This is a genomic window from Cupriavidus numazuensis (assembly GCF_905397435.1).
Lineage (GTDB): Bacteria > Pseudomonadota > Gammaproteobacteria > Burkholderiales > Burkholderiaceae > Cupriavidus > Cupriavidus numazuensis.
Genome location: NZ_CAJPVI010000062.1, coordinates 18,884 through 40,742 on the forward strand (window position 1 = coordinate 18,884; position 21,859 = coordinate 40,742).

The window sequence follows — 21,859 nt, forward strand, 5'->3', positions numbered from 1 at the left end:
GTTGCCGCACTTATGACTGGCCCAAAGCATATGCGGCGATTTGTGAACTAAGCTGGTAGTTACTGCTTGTTTGCTCCGGCAGTTCCGTTTTCCGTACGCAAGGAGATCACCATGAAGACAAAAAAAGCGCTACCCGCGCTGTTGCTGATCGCTGGCGTCCTGACAGCTTCCGCCAGCTTTGCCCAGGGCAAGGGCAAGTCGAAGGAGGCCGCGCCTGCGGCTCCGGCTCCTGCCTCGTCGCCCTACATGCAGGTCCAGGAATGGAAGAAGGGCGATCGCCTGCCCACCGAATTCCGCGACCGGCAGTATGTGATCGACAACTGGAAGCAATACAGCCTGCCGGCGCCGCGCAAGGGCACGCACTGGGTCGGTGTGGGGGCGGAGTATTACCTGGTGGCGCCGAACGGTGTGATCCAGCAGGTGGGTGCCGGAACCTGACACCGATAGCCGCAAACTTCATCCTCCTGCAACAAAAAAGCCGCCCGCGGGCGGCTTTTTGCTACCGGCGTTCAGATGCCGAGGATCTTCTTCGCCTCCTGGAGCGACTTCATGGACTCGTCATGCTTGCCGGCCTTGTGGTACGCCTCGCCTTCGGCGCGCAGTTTCTGCACGCGTGCGGCGTCGTCCGCCGACAGCGCCGGCTTGGTCGACAGCTTGGCGTCGATGGCCTTCATCTCGTTGGGGCAATTATGGGCCAGTGCCAGGCCGCTGATACTGGTCAGCAGCACGGCCGCGAGGATCGATAGAGTCTTGCGCACATTCCCTCCCGTTTTTGAGGTTGGGGAATCCAGCATAGTCCATGCGCAGTGCCGGCGCCTGCCGCAGTGCGGCGCGGCGTCGGCGGGTGCCTCGGCAGCCATCCGGTGTTATGTTGGAGGCCGCTGGCCGTCCTTGTCCCGACCGATCTGATCTCGCATGGAATCCTCTGCCGAGCACTACTCCCTGGCCTTGCTGTGTGTCGCCATCCTGACGGTGACGGCGGTTGCCATCCACTACGAAGCGCTGCGGCTGTTGTGGGCGTTGCACCCCAAGCGCTGGAGCGGCCGCATGAATCTCGGCGTGCTGATCGTCTGCATCATCCTGGTCCACTGCCTGGAAGCCATGGTGTTCGCGCTGGGCTTCTGGCTGTGCGACCACGGCCTCGGCCTGGGCGGACTCACTGGCAGCCGCGAGATAACGCCGGTGGTCTACGTCTACTTCGCGCTGGAAACCTACACCACCCAGAGCCTTGGCGACATCTACCCCGTCGGAGCCAGCCGGCTGATCGCCAGCATCGAGCCGCTGGTCGGCCTGATCCTGATCGGCTGGTCGACCTCGTTCACCTACGTGATGATGCGGCGCGACTGGCAGATCGATGATGTGCAGGAGGCGGAAAAGCGATCGGGCAAATAGTAGTGGCATCGCTGGCGCGCTTAGCGCCAGCAGGCGGTTGACGATCGGAGAGACTCGCGTGCTGCGAGCCATTCATAACAAGGAGAACAAGTCATGCAAAGCCAGATGAAAAGGGTGTTCCGCATTGCAGTGATCGTGGCACTTGGTGCCGCATACAGTGCGCACGCGCAGCGGCAGGATGGCAAGGATGCCGCGGCGGCGGCGATCGAGAACGCTGTCCAGGAAGGGTCTACGCCGTACCGGCCGGAATCGCGTGCGCAGTCGCTGGCTGACGAATGCCGCGAGCTGGCGGCGCAGATTGGCGGCGCGCCCAAGCGGGAGTATCAGACCAGCGGGCAATCGATCGAGACCGCACAGGGGAGGATGGTGCCGGAGATCGAGAGGGAGAGGCCTAAGAGGGAGTTGCAGGAGGCTTATAGGGTTAAGTGTACGGAGTGAGGGGGTTGGGGGGTGAGGTTGTCGCTCTTGGCATGCGCTGCTGTTTCTGTTTGGCGTAAGCGGCGGGGGCTTGTCGTTCGGGCTGGGTGGTCGCTCTTCGCTAGCGCGGCTGTTTCGCCGGCGTAGCCGGCGAGTCACTTTTGTCCGAGCGACAAAAGTAACCAAAAACGCGTTTTGGTTGCCCCAAAGGGGCGAATTTTTATCGTAGTGTGCTGGGGGTGTTGTACGGGTATGGGCTTCAGAGTCAGTCACGCTGCCTGCCGCGTGGGGCACCACCGTGAGTGGGAATACAGCGCTGATTGAACGAGCCCTGCAAGCGTTCGTGGCCCCTGCTGCCGGCGATATCGTGTGATCGCCTTCGGCTGCGCTACGCGCAGAGCTCAAGTCTGAGCGCGTGGGCCCAGGGCAAACCACGCCTCGGTGAAGACGCCCGCGCGTGCATGCGCGTAGAGCAAAAAAACGAACGCAAAAAAACGAACCTCGGACGTCAGCGACGTTGATGAGTTTGCCCCCAGACGACGCCGTGCGCGCAGCGCAGCCGAAGGCGTTCGACCACTGCCGCTATTGAAACGCTGTACCCGAGTCCGTCTTGGGGATCGTCCAAAAGCCGTGCCGCGTCAGGCACGGGTTCTGACTCACATGGCGTAGCAGGGTCGAACCACTGACCACCATCGCAGGCGTCCAAAGCCGTTTGAGCCACTGTCGCCGTGGAATTGATGGCCAGCGGCAACGACGCGCTTTTTGGTTACTTTTTGTCGCTCGGACAAAAAGTGACTCGCCGGCTACGCCGGCGAAACAGCGGCGCCTGCCAAGAGCGACACCTCACCCCCAACCACAGAACCCCCGCCGGCTACGCCGGCGAAACAGCGGCGCATGCCAAGCACGACACCCCAACCCCAACCACAAAACCCCCGCCGGCTAAGCACAACACCCCCATCAACAAAACAACCGTTTCATGGTTATCCATAATGGAACAAATGTTTCCAACCCCCTAGCATTCCCTCACCACAATGGCGAACCCCGTGGATTCGTCAATCCCAAGGAGCCACCATGAACGCCGTGAAAGCCACCTTCCTGTGCCTGGCCCTGGCGGCCAGCCTGCCCGCCGGCCTGGCCCATGCCGTCGACGTAACCACCAGCCCCACCCTCAGCAAGATCAAATCCTCCGGCACGATCTCCATCGGCCACCGTACATCGTCTATCCCCTTCTCGTACTACGACAGCAACCAGAAGGTAATCGGCTTTTCGCAGGATCTCTGCGACCGTGTGGTGGACGAGGTGAAGAAGCAGACCAAGCAACCCAACCTGCAGGTCCGCATGGTGCCGGTCACCTCGCAGAACCGCATTTCCCTGGTGCAGAACGGTACGGTCGACCTCGAGTGCGGCGTCACCACGAACCTGAAGTCGCGTCAGCAACAGGTGGCGTTTTCCACCACGTTTTTCGTGGCCGGCACGCGGCTGCTGGTGAAGAAGGGCAGCCCGGTGCACGACTTCTCCGATCTGTCCGGCAAGGCGGCGGTCACCAATGCCGGTACGACATCCGAGCGCATCCTGCGGCGCCTCAACGACGAGAAGAAGGCCAACATTACGATCCAGAGCGCCAAGGACTACGGCGAATCATTCCTGATCCTGCAGTCGGGCCGCGTGGCGGCGTTCATGATGGATGACGTGCTGCTGTCCGGCGCGCGCACGCTGGCACCGAACCCGGCCGAGTGGATGGTGGTCGGCACGCCGCAGTCGTTCGAGGCCTACGGCTTCATGCTGCGCAAGGACGATCCCGGCTTCAAGCAGCTTGTGGACGGCGTCCTGACCGGCGTGATGAAGAGCGGTGAGATCAACACGCTCTATGACAAGTGGTTCCTCAAGCCAGTGCCGCCCAAGAACATCAACTTCGAGTTCCCGATGAGCGAGCCTGTGAAGAAGGCCTACGCCAACCCGAACGACGAGGCGTTCGAATAAGCCTGGAAACTCGCTGCGCTGGAAATCAACTGCGGTTCGCCGGCACGTAGGCGCCGGCGCGGACAAGTTCGCCTTCGGCCTGTTCCAGCGCGCGGATCGCGCCCTTGCCCTTGCGCGCCAGTAGTTGCTCGACCAGTGCTTCGACCGTGGCGATGCCGGCCGTGATCGACGGGAAGAACGACGGGCTCTCCACCGAGAACAGCAGCGTGCAGTCGGCAGCCAGCGCGATCGGCGCGACCGAGCTGTCGGTCAGCGCCACGACCTTGCAGCCGGCTTCGCGCGCGGCACTGGCCACGCGGATGATCTCCTGCGAGTACGGCGCGAAGCTGATCACCATCACGACATCGCGCGGGGTGAACGCACGCAGTTCCATCTCGAGCGTGCCGGCATCGCCACGCACGAGCTGCACGGTGCTGCGGAACAGCCGGTAGACATAGTGGAAGGTAAAGGCGATCGGGAAGCACGAGCGGAACCCCGCCACGTGCACGCAGGCCGCGCCGGACATCAGTTCGGCGGCGGCCTGCAACGCTTTCTCGTTGCCCGCGCCGATCTGGTCGAGGTTGTTGTGCTGCGCTTCCAGCATCTCGCCAAGCATGCGGCTCGTGCCGCCGTCGCGCACCACCTTGCGCGCACGGCGCGCATACGGCTGCGAACTGCCGCGCAGCGCGTCGACGAACAACTCGCGCAGGCCCTGCCAGCCTTCGAAGCCCAGGTGCTGCGAAAGCCGCACCAGCGTGGCCGGCTGCACCCCGGCACTGGCCGCGATCTTGCGCATGGACAGCACCGGCACGTCCTGCGGATGGTCCAGCAGGTAACGCGCGCCGCTCTGGAACTGCAGGCTCAGCGTCGGGAAGCTCGCGCGCAGCCGGGCCTGCAAGGCATCCAGGTCTTCGGGCGGGGTGATGCTGTCGGGCGACATTGGGGCTCCGGATTGGGGTTGTAACGATTGTTGCACAGCTGCAGCGCCCCGGCATTACCGGGCCGTGTTGCCTGCCACGTGCTGCGGCGGGCAGCGGGAAAATGAAGCATTCGATTCCTGCGTGGTAATAAATGAAACATATGTTGCAAATCGGGTTGCCTTCTCCTTATACTTGCCTAACCGTGCTGCGGCGCTCGCTGTATATCGACTGCCGGGACCAGAACCTGTAAGTCCATTGCACGCCGCCCGGCTCCGCTTCGACGCTTCGAATTCTTGACTCTCCATTTCGCAGGACCGATCGCCATGACCCATGTCTTTCATCGCAATCCGCGCCAAACCTTGCCCGTCGCGGTCGCCGGCAGCGGCGTCGAGCTTGTCGACAGCGAGGGCCGCCGCTACCTCGACGCTTCGGGCGGCGCGGCGGTGTCGTCGCTGGGACATGGCCATCCGCGCGTGATCGCGGCGATCAAGGCGCAGCTCGACACCATCGCGTATGCGCATACCTCGTTCTTCACCACCGAGGTCTCCGAAACGCTCGCGCAAACGCTGGCGCAGGCCGCGCCCGGCGATCTCGAACATGTCTATTTCGTCTCGGGCGGGTCCGAGGCGGTCGAGGCCGCGCTCAAGCTCGCGCGCCAGTATTTCGTCGAGTTGGGACAGGGCAGCCGCCGCCATTTCATCGCGCGCCGGCAGAGCTACCACGGCAACACGCTCGGCGCGCTGGCCATCGGCGGCAACGCGTGGCGACGCGAACCGTTCCTGCCGCTGCTGGTGCCGGCACACCATGTGTCGCCGTGCTATGCCTACCGCGACCAGGCGGCCGGCGAGACCGACGCGCAATACGCGCAACGGCTTGCTGACGAGCTCGAGGCCAAGATCCTGGAACTCGGCGCCGAGAACGTGGCGGCATTCGTCGCGGAGACCGTGGTCGGCGCCACTGCCGGCGCCGTGCCGCCGGTGGGCGACTACCTGAAGCGCATTCGCGCCGTCTGCGACAAGTACGGCGTGCTGCTGATCCTGGACGAGGTCATGTCCGGCATGGGCCGCACCGGCTACCTCTATGCCTGCGAAGAAGATGGCGTGGTGCCCGATATCGTCACCATTGCCAAGGGCCTTGGCGGCGGCTACCAGCCGATCGGCGCGATGATCTCCACGCGCCGGATCTACGACACCATCGTCGCGGGCAGCGGCTTTTTCCAGCATGGCCACACCTATATCGGCCACGCCACGGCATGCGCTGCCGCGCTGGCCGTCCAGCGCACGATCGCCGAAGACAACCTGCTGGCCAATGTGCGAGAGCGCGGCGAGCAGTTGCGCGCGCGTTTGCGCGAAGCGCTGGGCAACCATCCGAACCTTGGCGATATCCGCGGCCGCGGCCTGTTTGTCGGCGTCGAGTTCGTCGCCGACCGCGACAGCAAGGCGACGCTGGACCCGAAGCTGAAAACTCACGCCAGGCTGAAGAGCACCGCCATGCAGCACGGCCTGCTGGTCTACCCGATGGGCGGCACCATGGACGGCGTGCATGGCGATCACGTGCTGTTCGCACCGCCGTTCATCTGCACGGCGCAGGACATCGACAATATCGTGGAGCGCTTCACGACTGCGGTCGCCGCGGTGTTGCCCGCCTGATTGCCCTGGCCGCACTCCGGTGCGGCGTACTTTTGTTTGTCATGGTTGTCATCATCGGGATACATGCGGGGCCCTGTCTTGTAGCCGCAACGCCGCAGATTCCGCATAGCAATTTCTTTGACCCATACAAAGTCGTGTCTTACACTTCGCGCCATAGTCGCCGGAAATAGGTTGTCCGGTACATAACTAAGCTTCGGAGCGCGAGCATGGGACATAGAAGCCCTGCAGTGCGACACGACAGCAGGGTCAAGCTGCCGTTTCGGGTCATTGGGGAAATGGGGTCTGCCGGCATGCCATGCCGGTGCGCGCGCTCGTGCGGCGCCAAGCCTGCGCGCGGATTCACGCTGATCGAGGTGATGATCACCGTGGCCATCATCGGCATCCTGGCGGCCATCGCCATTCCGTCCTATACGCGGTACGTGTTGCGCTCGAACCGGGCAGCCGCCGAGGCCTTCATGCTCGAGGTCTCCGGCGCGCAAGAGCGATACCTGCTCGACAACCGCGCCTACGCGTCCAGCATGGCTGCGCTCGGCTACACCACCGTGCCGTCGAGCGTCGCGACGAACTACACCGTCACCACCGCCATCGTTGCGGGTCCGCCCCCCGCCTACAACATTGTCGCAACGCCAATCGGCTCGCAGCTCAGCGGCGATACGTCCTGCGGCACGCTGACCCTGACCAGTGCCGGCGTCAAGTCAGCGTCGGGCAGCGGTTCCAACTGCTGGAACTGAACATGACTGGCGGCTCGTCTCCCGTATCTCGCGGCGGATTCACGCTTGTCGAGATGATTGCTGTCGTGACGATCCTGGCGATCATCACGTTCGCGGCAGCGCCTTCGTTCTCGTCCATGATCGCCATGCAGCGCGTCCGCGGCGCGGCGCTGGACATCAGCTCATCGCTGCTGCTGGCACGCAGCGAGGCGGTCAAGCGCAATGCAAACGTCAGCATGTCCACTACCGGCGCCGCGTGGACAGGGGGCTGGTCCGTCTCGGTAGGCGCTGAAACGGTCCGCAGCTTCGGGCCTTACCAGGGGCTGGCCATTGCCGCGAGCGGCGGCAATGCACTGAGCGTCGGCAACGACGGCCGCCTCGCCGGCGGCACGCTGACCTTCCAGGTCGCGCCTTCGAGCGGCGCGACCAATGCCTCGACCGTGTGTGTCCAGATCAGTCCGACCGGCCGCGTCGCATCCTCGACCGGAGTCTGCTCATGAGGCGTCATCAGTCAAGGGCGTGCGCGGGTCGCACGGTCGTCGCCCAGAAGGGCTTTCTGCTGATCGAGGTGCTGGTGGCGGTCGTCATCCTGCTGGTGGCCCTGATGGGCACGGCCGGGCTGATCGCGCGTTCCAGCCAGTCTGAAATGGAGTCCTACCAGCGGGTGCAGGCCATTGCGCTGCTGCAGGACATGACCACACGGCTCAATGCGAACCGGCAGATTGCCAACTGCTATTCGAACGGCGCCACGGGAATGAGCCTGGGCACCGGCGCAGCAGCGCCTGCGGCATGCACGCAGGGCTCCGCGGCACAGCAGGCGATGGCGACGGCCGATCTTCAGGCCTGGAATGCCGCGCTGCTCGGCAGTGGGGAAGTCCGGCAGGACGCGAGTGGCGCGCAGGCGGTGGGTGCCATGATCGGCGCGCGCGGCTGCATCGAGAACGTCGACGTCATCAACCAGATCTATCGGGTCACGGTGACTTGGCAGGGACTCACCCAGACGGTCGCGCCGTCACTGCCTTGCGGGCAGAACCAGTACGGCAATGACGCCTACCGGCGCGCCATCAGCACGCAAGTCCGGATCGGGGTGCTGTCATGATGGCAGGGCAAAGTAGCATCCTGCGCCGCCAGCGTGGCGTCTCGCTGGTCGAGCTGATGATCGGCATCACGCTGGGGCTGTTGCTGCTGACCGCGCTGGCGAGCCTCTACTACGCCAACACCATGTCCCGGTCCGAGCTGACCAAGTCGAGCGAGCAGATCGAAAACGGACGCTATGCACTGGAACTGATCCGGCGCGACGCCGAGCTTGCCGGCTTCTTTGGCGCGGGCGGCATTGCGAAGGGCGCCACGCCCACGAATCCCCAACCGGTGCCATGCGCGACGTCGCCGGCGTCGCTCGGCTTTTCCACATCGCCATCCGTCACGTTGCCGCTGGCTGTGACAGGGTTCGCGCCGGGAACGGTCGTGCCTTGCCTGACGGATGTCGCTGCCGGATCGGAGATCGTCGTGATGCGCCGCGTTGCCACGGTGCCCTCGGCCGCGCCTGCCGCGGGCGTGCCGTACCTGCAGGTGTCGTCCTGCCCCGACGATGGCGTGTCCTTTGTCTTCGACGCGAGCGCCCCGGCGTTCAACATGCGGACCAAGGCGTGCGATCCGACCGTACTCGCGCCCCTGCGGCAAGCAGTCGTGCGCATCTTCTACCTGTCGGCGTGCGACCTGTGCAGCAATGGCGGCGACGGCATTCCGACGCTCAAGATGGCGGAGCTCGTGAACAGTGCCTTCCAGAGCCAGTCGCTGGCGCAGGGCATCCAGGACATGCACGTGGTCTACGGCGTGGACCTCGACAACAATGGCTCCGCGGACTGCTATGTGGACGATCCGGGCGCCAACAATGCGGCGGCCTGCACCAGTGTCCCGGGCTACGACTGGAGCGTGCCGCTGACCAACTGGTCGAACGTCACGACGATGCGCGTGAGCGTGCTGGCGCGAACGCTGCAGCGGTCCATGGGCCAGGTTGACAACCGCACGTATGACCTGGGCCGCGCCACGGCCAGCGGTCCCTTCAATGACGGCTACAAGCGCCACGTCTATTCGACGGTTGCGCGGCTGGTCAATGTGGCCGGCACTCGGGAGTAACAAGTGGAACGAACTCGCCACGGCCAGTCGGGGGTGACGCTGATCGTCACGCTGATCTTCCTGGCCATGTTCATGCTGATGGCGCTGACGATCGTCAATTCGGGGCTGGTCAACGTCAAGGTGGCCGCCAACCAGCAGCACACGGTGGAAGCACGCGATGCCGCCCAGCAGGCCGTCGAAAAGGTGATCAGCCAGGACTTCACTTCGGCGCCGGCGTCCGCCGCGGTGGCGCTGCCGGTGGACCTGAACGCGGATGGCAAGGCGGACTACACGGCCCAGGTCGCGGCGCCGGCATGCACGTCGGCCCTGCCGATCAAGAACACGCAGCTGGACCTCAACGATGCCAACGATGTCTCGTGCTTCGTCGGCAGCGGCAGCCAGAACACCGGCATCCTCACGGGGTCGACCAGCGGTGCCGGCAGTTCACTGTGCGAATCCACGCAGTGGGACGTTGCCTCGACCGTGACCGACGCGGCCGTGACCAATGCCGCCGTGACGGTGCACCAGGGCATCGGCGTGCGGGTCCCGGCGCCTGCCGTATGTCCGTGACAAACGCGATGCATCGACTTGCCCGACGGCATTGCTCGACGGCAATCGCCAGTCCCACAACTCATCCTTCAGGAAGCCGCATGCCAAATCCGGGCCGCAGCCTTCGTCGCCATGCCGCGTGCGCGCTCACGCTGCTGGCCCTCGCCGGCGCGGGCAGCGCATGGGCCGAGGACATCGACCTGTTCACCGGCTTGCAGAACAATGCGAACGCCAAGCCGAATGTGCTGATCCTGCTGGACAATGCCGCAGCCTGGGACGCGAACGTTACCGTCAATTGCACGTCGCCGGGCTATGTTTCCTCGGGAAACAGCACGAGCAACGTGGGCGCGGAACAGTGTGCGTTGCACGCAGCGGTGGCGACGCTGGCGCAAAACCCCGCCATGGCCGGCAACATGAACATGGGTTTGATGATGTTCGGCACCAAGGGTAATTACGGCGGCCAATTCAAGTTCCAGGCTGCAACACCGCCAAGCCCGCCTCCAGCGCCGGCCCTGCCGTTGATGGATGCGACCGGCACGGCGAACTTCATGGCCTACCTCAAGACCATCGATCGTAATAACGACAAAGGCAACGGCTCTCAGGTTGGTGGTGCCATGCAGGAAGCATGGGCATTCTTTGCCGGCAAGAAGGGCATTTCCGGCACCAGTTACGCAGGCCAGTCACCCATTACCAACCCCTGCCAGCGGAACTTCATCATTTACATCGCCAACGCGATGAACAATGGCAAGCCTCAGGATGGTGGTCAACTGGGGGCTTCCGACCTCGCTGACGCGGGCGCGAGTGCGGCGCAACAGAAGCAGATCACCATTCCGGGCTCCTACACCCAGTACCAGAGCAACTGGGGTGACGAATGGGCGCGGTTCATGTACCAGACCGACGTGAATGGCAGCCTGGTGAACAACCAGAATGTCATCACGTACACGATTGCCGTGACCGATGGCAGCAATCCCGACTACGTTGCCTTCACCCAGAGCATGGCGACCAACGGCGGCGGCAAGTCCTATGTCGTCAAGATGGGTGACATCACTGCCATGACCAACGCGCTGCTGGAGATCTTCAGCGAAATGCAGGCGGTCAACAACGTGTTTGCATCGGTCAGCCTGCCGGTCAGCGTGAACAGCCAGGGTACCTACCTGAACCAGGTCTACATCGGCATGTTCCGTCCGGACGCCACCGCGGCACCGCGCTGGATCGGCAACCTCAAGCAGTACAAGCTTGGCTATGACAGCAACAACCAGATCGTGATGCTGGATTCGACGGCCACGGGCCCGAGCCAGCAAAGCGCCATCAGCAATGCGGGCACAGGCTTCATCTCGCCGAACGCGAAGAGCTACTGGAGCGCTGAGCCGCCACTCAGTTTCAGCAGCAGCGGCTATGGCACGGGTAGTGTGACAAGTTGGCCGTCGACCGGCTTCTGGGCCAACAGCCCGTCCGGTTCTTCCGGAGCGCTCGATCTCGCCGATGGGGAAGTCGTCGAAAAGGGTGGTGCGGGCGAGATGCTGCGCGCGCAGTACCTGACCGCCCAGACCAGCCGCCGGCTGCTGACCTGCGCCAGTGGCGCGTGCGCGGCGAACACGGCGTTGGCATCATTCGACACCGGCAATACGTGGCTGGTGGGCACTGCCGGTCAGGCCGCGCTCAAGACCACGGCCGCGGATGTCAGCAACATGGTCAACTGGGTGCGCGGTGCGGACGTCTATGCCGCGCTTGCGGCGGCGTCCGGATCGTCCGGCAACGGGAATGGCAAGGGTTCCAGCGGTTCCGGTTCCGGCACCTCGACCAGCGCGGTGGGCGCGGAGGCCGAAGCCGGGCCGGGCGGTGCGGTGACCGTGCGCCCCTCCATTCATGGCGATGTGCTGCATTCACGCCCGGTCGTCGTGAACTATGGAGGAACGACCGGCATCGTGGTCTTCTACGGCGCGAACGACGGCGTCTTCCACGCGATCAACGGCAACCAGTCGAGCGGCATCGGCGGCGTGCGGCCGGGCGGCGAGCTGTGGGGCTTCGTGCCGCCCGAGTTCTACGGCAAGCTGGGCCGCATCTACAGCAATACGCCGACTATCAAGCTGCCCGGATCCACTTATGGCACGGCGCGCGACTACTTCTTTGATGGCACCACCACGCTTTACCAGGATCTGCGCGACCCCAAGAATCCGCGCGTGATCCTGTACATCACCGCCCGTCGCGGCGGCGCATTGCTCTATGCCATGGATGTGACCGACCCGGTCAATCCGAAGTACCTCTGGTCGACGACGAATACGCAGATTCCCGAACTGGGCCAGACGTGGTCGCAGCCGCGTGTAGTGCTGGTGAAGGGGAGCACCAACCCGGTGCTCGTCATGGGCGCAGGCTACGACACTGCCGAGGACAGCGACCCGGCCCCGGGCACGAACACCAGCGGGCGCGGCGTGATCGTGCTGGACGCGCTGACAGGCGGCGTGGTGCGCGCGTGGCTGGCGGATTGCACCGGCCTGGTCAGCACAATCTGCGCGAGCCCGACAGGGCTGTCACGGGCGATCCCGTCCGATGTGGCGGCGGTCGACCGCAACGGCGATGGCTATATCGACAAGGCCTATGTGGGCGACGTCGGCGGCAATGTCTGGCGTGTCGATTTCGAGACCAGCGCAGGCACCGCCCCGTCGGCGTGGACCATGGGCAAGCTCGCGGCGCTTGGCGGCGCGGCGAACACCAACGACGCGCGCAAGTTCCTGTATGCGCCAGATGTGGTTTCCACCGGCACCTACGACGCCATCGCGATGGGCACGGGCGACCGCGAACATCCGCTTTACTCTGCATCGACGACGGCGGGCACGGCCTACAACGTGGTCAACCGGTTCTATGTGATCAAGGACACAACCCTGTCGGGCGGGCTGCCATCGACCTGGACGCCGCTGACCGACGCGAACCTGTTCGATGCGACGGCTACCCAGTACGTGGACTCGACCAGCCGCAAGGGCTTCTACATCACGCTCGCCAAGGGCGAGAAGATCGTCAACGCACCGCTGACGGTCTCGGGCTACACCTACTTCGGCACCAATACGCCTTCCGTGCCGACGCCGGGCGCCTGCTACCCGGACCTTGGCGTGGCCCGCGGCTACTCCGTTTCGTTCCTGACCGGGCTTGGGCAGAATACCAATCGCTTCATCACGTTTGACGGTGGCGGCCTGCCGCCGTCTCCGGTGTTTGGCATCGTGTCGGTCACGAATGCCTCCGGTGTGACCGGCAACGTCGGCGTGCTGATCGGCGGCGGCAACCAGACCGGGCCGGGCGGCGGCAACAATACATCGCCGCTGGGGGGCCAGAAGGTCGTGCCGCTTGGTGTTGGCAAGCGAAAGCGCCTTTACTGGTACTCGCAGATCGACAAGTGAGGTCCTGACCGAACGCACGGCTGGCGGCGGCTTCGGCCGCCTGCCACAATAACGGCTTCGTCGTCGCTTTCGTCGTCGCCCTTTGTTATCGCTATCCGGCAGGCGCTTCCCGTGTTGCAAAGATCCGTCGTTCCGTTCCTGGTGTTGCTGGCTCTGATGCCCCCGGCCCGTGCCGCCGGCGGCCAGCCCGCGAGCGCGCCCGCGGCGGCATCTGCCGCTCAGGCGGCGCGACCGGCTCGCTCGGACCTGTACTCCTTGCGCCCCAGTCACGACGACCGCGGGCAAAGCAGCAGCTTTGGCCTCAAGCTCAGGCCCTCGGGCCCGGGCCAGGACGACGGCACGCGATCGCCCGGGCTTTACGGCCCGGCAAGATAGCAACATCCCCGGGCGCTTTGCGCTACGCTTGGCATCTCGCTCCCTACCGCAGGAACGCTCATGCCAGACAGCCCAAGCCGCCACACGCCTGATCCGCAGATTCCTCTCGCCCGGGACACCGTCCGCCACCTGCGCGCGTCGCGCATCCGCGAAGTCGCCAACGCCGGCATCGGCCTGCCCGACGTGCTGCCGTTCTGGTTCGGCGAATCGGACCAGGTCACGCCGGACTTCGTCCGCGACGCCGCGGCGCGAGCGCTGGCCGGTGGCGCAACGTTCTACACGCACAACCTCGGCATCGCGCCGCTGCGCAGTGCGCTGGCCGACTATGTCGGCGCGCTGCATGGCGCCACGCGCATTGAGAACGTCGCGGTCACGAGTGCCGGCGTCAACGGCCTGATGCTGGCCGCCCAACTGATCGCCGGGCCCGGCGATCGCGTGGTGGCGGTCACGCCACTGTGGCCGAACCTGGTGGAAATCCCGAAGATCCTCGGCGCCTCGGTCGAAACGGTCTCGCTCGACTATGGCCCGCACGGCTGGACGCTCGACGTCGACAAGCTGCTTGCGGCGCTGACGCCAGGCACGCGTGCGCTGATGGTCAATTCGCCGAACAACCCCACCGGTTGGGTAATGTCGCGCGCCGCGCAGCGGACCGTGCTGGATCACTGCCGCCGGCATGGCATCTGGATCATCGCCGATGAAGTGTATGAGCGGCTCTACTACGGCGATGAAGCCGGCGGTGGCGACAGCCACACCGCGCCGTCGTTCCTGGACATCGCGTCGCGCGAGGAGCGCGTCATCTGCGTCAACTCGTTTTCCAAGGCGTGGCTGATGACGGGCTGGCGGCTCGGGTGGATGGTGCTGCCTTCGTCGATGACCGACGATCTCGGCAAGCTGATCGAATACAACACCTCGTGCGCGCCTTCGTTCGTGCAGGAGGCCGGCGTGGCGGCAGTGCGCGAGGGTGAAGCGTTCACGCGCGACCTCGTGCAGCGGCTGCGCACGGCGCGCGACCACCTCGTGGGCGCGCTGTCCGCCTTGCCCGGCGTGGATGCGCATGCGCCGGATGGCGCGATGTATGTGTTCTTCCGCCTGTCCGGCGCCACGGACAGCCTGGCCCTGTGCAAGCAGCTCGTGCGTGAAGCGGGCCTGGGGCTGGCGCCGGGCAGCGCATTCGGCGACGAAGGGGAGGGCTTCGTGCGCTGGTGCTATGCGTGCGACACGGCGCGTCTCGATGAAGGCGTGCGGCGCCTGCGCGGATTCATCGGGCGCTGAGCCTGCAGGCTGTCACTGCACGGCCGGCGTAGCGGGACTCCCTGCGCTGGCCTGCGCCTCCTCCTCCCACCATCCGCCGCCGAGCGCCTGCAGCAGCGCCGCCGAATCGGCGAGCCGGTTCGCGGTTGCCTGTGCCAGGTCCAGCGATGCCTGCCGCGACTGGCGCTCCGCATCGAGCAGCGTGAGCTGGCTGACACCGCCGAGCCGGTACTGCTGCGAGACGATATCCAGCGTCGCACGGGCCTGCCGTGCATTGTCGGCGCGTGCGCGCAGCGTCGCGGCGTCGGCCTCCAGCGCGCGCAGCGTGTCGGCCACGTTCTGCAGGCCCTGCAGCACGGCCTGGCGGTAGGCCGCCAGCGACTGCTCATAGGCCGCCTCCGCCGCGCGCTTGCGCGCGAGCAGCTCGCCGCCATGGAAGACGGGCTGCACGAGACCGGCAGCGAGGCTCCAGACATTGAAGCTGTCGAACAGGTTTCGCGCGGTATTGGATTGCCAGCCGCCGCTCGCGCTGAGCGTGATCTGCGGATAGAGGTTGGCCGTGGCCACGCCGATGTTGGCCGACGCCTGATGCAGCATCGCTTCGGCCGCGCGGATGTCCGGACGGCGGCGGGCAAGCGTGGACGGCAGGCTGACCGGCAGGGTCTCCGGCAATTGCAGGTCTTCGAGTCTGAACTCCTGCAATTGCGCCGCCGCCGGCGGCTGTCCCGTATAGACCGCGAGCTGGTGGCGCGTGGTCTCGATTTGCTGTGCGAGTCCCGGAATCAGCGCCTGCGTTTGCGCCAGTTCGGAGCGCTGGCGCTGCACGTCGACGCGCGCGATGCCGCCGGTGCGTAGCCGTTCCTCGGCAATGCCGAGTTCGCGTTGCTGGGCCTCGGCAATGGCGACGGTATCGGCCAGTTGCGCGCGCAGTCCCGCTTCACGGATCGCCGCCGTGGCGACATTGGCAGCGAGTGCGAGGCGTGCGGCCTCGAATTCGTAGCGCTGGTAGTCGACTGCGGCCTGCAGGCCTTCCAGTTCGCGCCGCTGTCCGCCGAAGAGATCGAGCACGTACGAGACCTGCACGGTCGCGCCATACAGCGTGAACGGGCCGGGACTCGGAATGGCGGTGATACCGAGCGACTGGAAGTTGACCTGCTGGCGCGTCGTGTTGAGATTTGCATCCACGGTCGGCCAGCGTGTCGCGCCGGTGCGCGCGGCCAGGTTTTCCTGCGCCTCGCGCAGCTTCGCCTGCGCCTGCGCGAGCGTGGGGCTGCCATCGAGCGCAGCGCGGATGGTCGCGTCGAGCGCGGGGCTGCGGAACAGCGCCCACCATTGCGCGGGTACATCGGCACCGCTGGCGAAGGTTTGCGCCTGGCCGTGCGGCAGATTGCCGGGCATCTCGGCCGCGACCGTGGATTGCGGCTGCGGGCCGGCGACGTAACCGGGATCATCGGGTGATGCCGGCGCGCGGAAATCGGGGCCGACCGCGCACGCGGAAAGCAGCAGGCAGGCTAGTAATGGAAGACGGGAATGCATGGCCTGGCTCCTTCAGTCCAGCGTGCGGCGGTAGAAGCGCACCGCGACCGCCATCACCACCACGATGAACAGCGCCATCGGCCACACATTGGGCCACAGCTCTGTCCACCCATTGCCCTTGAGCAGGATGCCCCGGATGATGCGGTGGAAGTACGTCATCGGCAGGATGTTGCCAATGGCCTGCGCCCAGCCCGGCATGCCCGCGAACGGGAACATGAAACCGGACAGCAGGATATTGGGCAGGAAGTAGAAGAAGGTCAGCTGCATGGCCTGCAGCTGGTTCTGCGCCAGCGATGACAGCGTGATGCCGACGGTCAGGTTGGCCGCGATGAACAGCAGCGCCGCCATGTACAAGATCACGACAGAGCCGAAGAACGGCACCTGGAATACCCAGCGCGCGGCGATCAGTACGATGGTGGACTGGATCAGGCCGATGAAGATGTACGGGATGATCTTGCCGGTCATGACCTCGATCGGCTTCACCGGCGTGGCGAGCAGGTTCTCCATGGTGCCGCGCTCGCGTTCCCGCGTCATGGCCAGGCCCGTCATCATGACCATGGTCATGGTCAGGATCACGCCCATCAGTCCCGGAATGATGTTGTACTGCGTGATGCCCTCAGGGTTGTAAAGGCGCTGCACCTGCACGTCGAACGGCGCCTTGCCGCCGGCCAGCGGGGCGAGCGATCCCTTCATGTCGACGCGCGCCACGGTGAACGGCAACTGCGCGAGCGCGGCAATGGCGGCACCCGTCGCGGATGGATCTGTCGCGTCCGCTTCCACCAGCAGCGCGGGCCGTTCGCCGCGCAACAGCTTGCGCGTGAAATCGGGCGGGATGCTGACCACGAACTGCACGGTGCCTTTCATCAGCGCCTCGCGCCCGGCATCTTCGTTCGGCAGCGTGCCGACCAACTTGAAGTAGGTCGAGTTCTCCATGCTGGCCAGGAACGAGCGCGTGAACTCGCTCTGGTCCGCGGCGATCACGGCGGTCGGCAGGTGGCGCGGATCGGTATTGATGGCAAAGCCGAACAACAGCAACTGCATGATCGGCAGGCCCACGATCATGCCGAACGTGACACGGTCGCGCCGCAGCTGCAGGAACTCCTTGAGCACGATGCCCCACCACCGGTCGAAGGAGAAGGTGAATCGTCCGTTGCGTTTCATGGCTTCTCCTTCCGCGGCTTGCGGTCGGCACCGGCGCCCGCGCTCATGTTGTCCTCCGCGCGGCTCATCATGTGGATGAAGACGTCTTCGAGGCTGGTCTGGGTTGGCTCCACGCGCCGGTCGGGGCCGGCCAGTCGCCGCAGTGTCTCGCCGAGCAGCGTGGCATCGCGCCCGGTCACGTGCAGCGCGGTGCCGAACACGACGGTCTGCTCGACGCCGGGCGCACCGTGCAATTGCTCCGACAGCGTGGTGAGGTCGTCGCCTTCCACGCTCCACGTGGTCAGGTGCTGGCTTTCCACCACCTCATCGGCGGTGCCCTGTGCGAGCAGCTTGCCGTAGGCGATATACGCGAGCTTGTGGCAGCGCTCGGCTTCGTCCATATAGTGCGTGCTGACCAGCACCGAAATGCCGCGCGCGGCCAGCAGGTGAAGCTGCTCCCAGAAGTCGCGCCGTGCCTTGGGGTCGACGCCGGCAGTCGGTTCGTCGAGCAGCAGCAACTGGGGTTCGTGCAGCAGGCAGGCCGCGAGCGCCAGCCGCTGCTTCCAGCCGCCCGACAGCGAGCCGGCAAGCTGCGACGAGCGCGTGGCCAGCCCCAGGTCTTCGAGCGCGCGGTCGACCGCTTCGCGCCGGTTCGGCATGCCGTAGACGCGGGCGACAAAGTCCAGGTTCTCGCGGATCGACAGGTCATCCCAGTATGAGAACTTCTGCGTCATGTAGCCGACGCGGCGCTTGATCTCGTCAGACTCGCGCAGGATGTCGAAGCCCAGGCAGGTGCCTGCTCCGGAATCGGGCGTCAGCAGGCCGCACATCATGCGGATCGACGTGGTCTTGCCGCTGCCGTTCGGGCCCAGGAAGCCGAAGATTTCGCCGCGCGCCACCTGCATGGTCAGGTCGTTGACCACGTGCTTGTCGCCATAGCGCTTGTTGAGGCCGCGCACGTCGATGGCAAGGTCTCCGCTCTTGTGTGGAGGTGTGCTGTGCTCAGGCGTGCCGCTCATGACTGGCTCACTTCCACGGGCTGGCCGGGGCGCAGCTTGGGCGCATCGGCTTCGGTCGGGCGCGCCTCGATCAGGAACACGAGCTTGCGGCGCGTCTCGTTGCTGTAGATCACCGGCGGCGTGTATTCGGCTTCGTTCGAGACATAGGTGATCTTGGCCGCCACCGGCGCCGGGCAGCCGTCGCAATGCACTTGCACCGACTGTCCGTTGCGCAGCGACCCGACCACGGTTTCTGAAACGTAGAAGCGCACCTTGACGTTGCCGGGCGGCAGCATGCGCACGACGGGGCTGCCGGCCGGCACCCATTCGCCGAGGCGGTAGGGCGTGTCGTACACCAGCCCGGCCTGCGTGGCCGCGACCGCCTTGCGCGAGAGCTTCCATTCCGCCTGCGCCAGCGCGGCGCGCGCGGCTTCTATCTGCGCGGCCTGCGCTGCCTGCTGGGCGTCGCGGCCGGGTAGGCGTGCCACGTCGATATCGCGCTGCAGTTCGCGCACGCGGGCCGCGTCGCTGTCGGCCGTGGCGCGCGACTCGTCGAGCTGCGCCTGCGAGATGCCGCCGATGTCGTACTGTTGCCGGTCGCGCCGGAACTGCGCGGCGCTGCGTTGCGCGGCGGCCTGTGCCTGCGACAGTTGCGCGCGGCTGACATCGACTTCGACCGGGCGCTTGCCGGTCTTCATGTCGGCCAGCTGTGCTTCCGCGACGCGGACTTGCTCGGCCGCCTGCTGGCGCGCCGCGCGCTCGTCGTCGGACTCGAGCACGAACAGCGCCGTGCCCTTGCCCACCTGCTGCCCGCGCTGCACTGACAGGCTGTCCAGCCGTCCTGCGAACGGCGACGCCACGCTGACGAATTCGCCCTCCACGTAGCCCTGCCATGCCGCGGACGTGTTTTGGCCGCAGCCGGACAGCGTGGCCAGCGGAAGCAGCAGGGCCAGCACAAGCCGGGTGCGTTGCGCAGCTGCGAAGGGATGGGTATCGGGCAGAAAGTTTCGAGCGTGCATGGTGATTCCGGGCAAGACGTGAAGGCTGGGTCAGTCGGGGGCGCCGTCGCGCGGCGCAGGGGCGGTGGGGGCCAGGCCTTGCGTCAACAGCGTGCTGACGTGGCGGACCAGCGCCTCGGTATCGATATGCTCGGCACCGGGCAGCCGTTGCCAGATATGTGTGGTGGCCAGTGGCAGCAGCGTCAGCCCCACCAGCGACGGCATCACCAGCGTCGGCTCCAGGCCGGGGTTGAGCTTGCCGCCGGCAATCGCGGCGGCCAGCGGCGCGCTCAGCGCGCCGGCCCGCTGCAACGCAAAGCGGTTCAGCACGCGTTCGCGCAGCAGGCCATCGACGCCCGCGACCTCGCGGATCCAGAGGCCCGGAAACCATGGCGTCGCGGCGGCCACGCGGATCAGGCGGCTGGCCATGCCTACCAGCATCGCCACCGGGTCTTCAGGCGTGGCGGACGGCGCGAAGATCGCGTCGACCAGTTGCTGCAGGCGTTCTTCAACGATGGCGTCGAGCAATTGATCGCGGTCGCGGAAGTAGTAGTGCACCAGCGCCGGCGTCACGCCGGCGTGCTCGGCAATCGCACGGATCGATGTCGCCGCCACGCCATGGCGCGCGAACAGTTCGGTGGCGGCATCGAGCAATTGGTCGCGCTGGCCGGGATTGCCAGCAGAAGGGCGCCCGGGGCCCCGACGTTCGGCGCGCGGCTTGGCGGTCTTGCGAGAAGCGGGGCGGTCAGATGGCATGGGAGCGAATCAGGATCTCGGGCCGCAGAAGGCGGCTGTCAGTTGATATTAATTTTCGAGTTAATTAATTCAAAGGACTGTTACAACGTTGAATTGGCTGCACATCATTGCGCTACCGCTGATTGTTGCGTCGCAACAATCAGCGGTAGACATGTCATATCGCCTTGGCTATGCTTCGACCGCCCACGGCCCGGCGTTCCGGCCGGCCTAGCCGACTTTCCCACTCATGCGCTTCCGATTCCCGGCCCCGATGCCGCGCCAGATCCTTGCCCGCTGTTTCGCTGCGATGCTGTCGCTGGGAGCATGCGCGCCGGCGTTGGCGCAGGACGCGGCGCCTGCGGTCGGGACGGACGTGGCGGAAGCCGAAAGCCCGTTCGGTTTCCACGGTCAGGCCACTTATGTCTGGCAGCGCAAGCCCGCGTTCAACGCTGCCTATTCGGGGCCCAACAGCCTCGGCACGGACCGCGCCAAGAGCTACTCCTTCACGAGTACGCTGGATCTCGGCTTGCGGCTGTGGGATGGCGCGGAGTTCCACTTCAACCCTGAAGTTGCCCAGGGCGTCCCGTTCTCGCTGCTGCACGGCATGGCTGGCCTGAGCAATGGCGAACTAGCCAAGGGCGCGAGCACGAACCCCATCTTCTATCGTGCACGTGCGTTCGTCCGCCAGCCCTGGGGCCTTGGTGGTGAAACGGAAAAGCTCGACGACGATTTCAACCAGTTCGCCCGCACGGTGGACAAGCGCCGCGTGGTGCTGACGGCCGGCAACTTCGGCGTGCTCGACGTCTTCGACGTGAACGACTACGGATCCGACCCGCGCACGCAGTTCATGAACTGGTCGTTCCTGACCCACGGCGCCTGGGACTACGCGGCGGATTCGCGCGGTTACACGTGGGGCGTGGCGCTCGAATACATCGGCGACGACTGGTCCGCGCGCATCGGTCGCTTCCTGCAGCCGCTGGAGTCCAACGGGCTCGAACTCGACACGCGGATGTTCGAACACTATGGCGACGTGCTCGAACTCGAAAAACGCTACAACGTGTACGGACGGCCCGGCACGGCTCGCCTGCTGTTCTTCCGCAACAAGGCGCGCATGGGCGCGTTCAACGACGCGATCCAGTTCGGGCAGGCCAACAACGTCACGCCCGATGTCGCGGACGTGCGGCAGGAACACGCCAAGGTCGGCATGGGGCTGACGCTGTTGCAGCAGGTCAATGATTCGCTGGGGGTGTTCTTCCGGGCCAGCATGTCGGACGACAAGACCGAGACCTATGCCTTCACCGAGATCGGGAGGCAGGTTTCGTTCGGGGGCGTATTGAGCGGCAATTCATGGGGCCGTGCGCGCGATGGGGTGGGCGTGGCGTTTGCCGTGAACATGCTTGGGCCGAATCATCGGTCCTATCTCGCCGCGGGCGGGCTGGGGGCATTCCTGGGAGATGGAGCGCTCAACTATGCGCCGGAGCAGGTGTTCGAGATCTATTACAGCTTCCAGCCGTTCAAGTACCTGAGCATCAGTCCGGATTTTCAGTATGTGCGTAATCCTGGTTATAACGCTGACCGCGGGCCGGCGAAGTTTTATGGGATTCGGTTTCATGCGGAGTTTTGAGAGGTGTGGGTGCTTGGCATGCGCGGCTGTTTCGCTGGCGTAGCCTACGGGGCTTCTCGTTGGGGGCGGGTTATCGCTCTTGGCAGGCGCAGCTGTTTCGCC

At 65.4% G+C, this 21,859-nt stretch carries 20 protein-coding genes; 13 read left to right on the forward strand and 7 right to left on the reverse strand.

The features are described from left to right. Positions 1-111: 111 nt before the first annotated feature. Entirely contained in the window at positions 112-438 is a 327-nt protein-coding gene (locus tag KHO41_RS34060; RefSeq protein WP_211957629.1) for an RcnB family protein, read from the forward strand. A 71-nt stretch (positions 439-509) separates the two neighbouring features. On the opposite strand, the gene KHO41_RS34065 is transcribed toward KHO41_RS34060, so the two are convergent. Then, positions 510-758 (reverse strand): hypothetical protein, encoded by a 249-nt coding sequence (locus tag KHO41_RS34065; RefSeq protein WP_211957630.1) that lies wholly within the window; start codon positions 756-758, stop codon positions 510-512. A gap of 157 nt (positions 759-915) precedes the next feature. On the opposite strand from KHO41_RS34065, the gene KHO41_RS34070 reads away from it, so the two are divergent. From KHO41_RS34070 to KHO41_RS34080, 3 genes are all read left to right on the forward strand, one after another. Then, positions 916-1,392: an ion channel gene (locus KHO41_RS34070; RefSeq protein WP_211957631.1), complete on the forward strand. Its 477-nt coding sequence runs from the start codon at positions 916-918 to the stop codon at positions 1,390-1,392. Between the two features lie 93 nt (positions 1,393-1,485). Next, positions 1,486-1,830 (forward strand): hypothetical protein, encoded by a 345-nt coding sequence (locus KHO41_RS34075; protein WP_211957632.1) that lies wholly within the window; start codon positions 1,486-1,488, stop codon positions 1,828-1,830. Between the two features lie 1,050 nt (positions 1,831-2,880). After that, entirely contained in the window at positions 2,881-3,789 is a 909-nt protein-coding gene (locus KHO41_RS34080) for a glutamate/aspartate ABC transporter substrate-binding protein (RefSeq protein ID WP_211957633.1), read from the forward strand. 25 nt (positions 3,790-3,814) lie between these two features. On the opposite strand, the gene KHO41_RS34085 is transcribed toward KHO41_RS34080, so the two are convergent. Next, on the reverse strand, positions 3,815-4,708 hold the full coding sequence (locus tag KHO41_RS34085) for a MurR/RpiR family transcriptional regulator (protein ID WP_211957634.1): 894 nt from the start codon (positions 4,706-4,708) through the stop codon (positions 3,815-3,817). 303 nt (positions 4,709-5,011) lie between these two features. Between KHO41_RS34085 and KHO41_RS34090 the strand changes: the two genes are divergently transcribed. The 8 genes from KHO41_RS34090 to KHO41_RS34125 all read left to right on the forward strand — a co-directional run bounded on the left by KHO41_RS34090 (position 5,012) and on the right by KHO41_RS34125 (position 14,747). Then, on the forward strand, positions 5,012-6,337 hold the full coding sequence (locus KHO41_RS34090) for an aspartate aminotransferase family protein (RefSeq protein ID WP_211957635.1): 1,326 nt from the start codon (positions 5,012-5,014) through the stop codon (positions 6,335-6,337). A gap of 206 nt (positions 6,338-6,543) precedes the next feature. Continuing rightward, positions 6,544-7,068 (forward strand): type IV pilin protein, encoded by a 525-nt coding sequence (locus KHO41_RS34095; protein ID WP_280519726.1) that lies wholly within the window; start codon positions 6,544-6,546, stop codon positions 7,066-7,068. A 2-nt stretch (positions 7,069-7,070) separates the two neighbouring features. Beyond that, positions 7,071-7,547, forward strand: coding sequence for a GspH/FimT family pseudopilin (locus KHO41_RS34100; RefSeq protein ID WP_211957636.1), 477 nt, complete (start codon positions 7,071-7,073; stop codon positions 7,545-7,547). Beyond that, positions 7,544-8,146, forward strand: coding sequence for a type IV pilus modification protein PilV (gene pilV / locus KHO41_RS34105; protein WP_211957637.1), 603 nt, complete (start codon positions 7,544-7,546; stop codon positions 8,144-8,146). Before KHO41_RS34100 ends, pilV begins: the two co-directional genes overlap by 4 nt. Then, a complete protein-coding gene (locus KHO41_RS34110) occupies positions 8,146-9,183 on the forward strand; it encodes a PilW family protein (protein ID WP_376989911.1) in 1,038 nt (345 codons plus the stop codon). The genes pilV and KHO41_RS34110 overlap by 1 nt, the downstream gene beginning before the upstream one ends. A 3-nt stretch (positions 9,184-9,186) precedes the next feature. Beyond that, positions 9,187-9,732, forward strand: coding sequence for a pilus assembly PilX N-terminal domain-containing protein (locus KHO41_RS34115; RefSeq protein ID WP_211957639.1), 546 nt, complete (start codon positions 9,187-9,189; stop codon positions 9,730-9,732). Between the two features lie 80 nt (positions 9,733-9,812). Then, positions 9,813-13,100, forward strand: coding sequence for a pilus assembly protein (locus tag KHO41_RS34120; RefSeq protein ID WP_211957640.1), 3,288 nt, complete (start codon positions 9,813-9,815; stop codon positions 13,098-13,100). A 435-nt stretch (positions 13,101-13,535) separates the two neighbouring features. After that, the gene (locus KHO41_RS34125) at positions 13,536-14,747 is read left to right on the forward strand and encodes a pyridoxal phosphate-dependent aminotransferase (RefSeq protein WP_211957641.1); all 1,212 of its coding nucleotides are present in this window, start codon (positions 13,536-13,538) and stop codon (positions 14,745-14,747) included. Positions 14,748-14,759: 12 nt separating this feature from the next. Here KHO41_RS34125 and KHO41_RS34130 read toward each other — a convergent pair whose 3' ends face one another. From KHO41_RS34130 to KHO41_RS34150, 5 genes are read right to left on the reverse strand one after another with little or no spacing between them, the layout of a single operon-like run. Beyond that, entirely contained in the window at positions 14,760-16,262 is a 1,503-nt protein-coding gene (locus tag KHO41_RS34130) for an efflux transporter outer membrane subunit (protein WP_211957642.1), read from the reverse strand. A 12-nt stretch (positions 16,263-16,274) separates the two neighbouring features. Then, the gene (locus KHO41_RS34135) at positions 16,275-17,423 is read right to left on the reverse strand and encodes an ABC transporter permease (protein ID WP_211957643.1); all 1,149 of its coding nucleotides are present in this window, start codon (positions 17,421-17,423) and stop codon (positions 16,275-16,277) included. Next, the gene (locus KHO41_RS34140) at positions 17,420-18,421 is read right to left on the reverse strand and encodes an ABC transporter ATP-binding protein (protein WP_211957644.1); all 1,002 of its coding nucleotides are present in this window, start codon (positions 18,419-18,421) and stop codon (positions 17,420-17,422) included. The genes KHO41_RS34135 and KHO41_RS34140 overlap by 4 nt, the downstream gene beginning before the upstream one ends. Further along, positions 18,418-19,419 carry an HlyD family secretion protein gene (locus KHO41_RS34145; protein WP_244874160.1) on the reverse strand — a complete coding sequence of 334 codons (1,002 nt, stop codon included), beginning with the start codon at positions 19,417-19,419 and terminating at the stop codon, positions 18,418-18,420. Before KHO41_RS34145 ends, KHO41_RS34140 begins: the two co-directional genes overlap by 4 nt. 30 nt (positions 19,420-19,449) lie before the next feature. Then, positions 19,450-20,154, reverse strand: a complete 705-nt coding sequence (locus tag KHO41_RS34150) for a TetR/AcrR family transcriptional regulator (protein ID WP_211957645.1) — start codon at positions 20,152-20,154, stop codon at positions 19,450-19,452. A 226-nt stretch (positions 20,155-20,380) separates the two neighbouring features. On the opposite strand from KHO41_RS34150, the gene KHO41_RS34155 reads away from it, so the two are divergent. Next, a complete protein-coding gene (locus KHO41_RS34155; protein ID WP_244874161.1) occupies positions 20,381-21,757 on the forward strand; it encodes a carbohydrate porin in 1,377 nt (458 codons plus the stop codon). Positions 21,758-21,859: the final 102 nt, after the last annotated feature.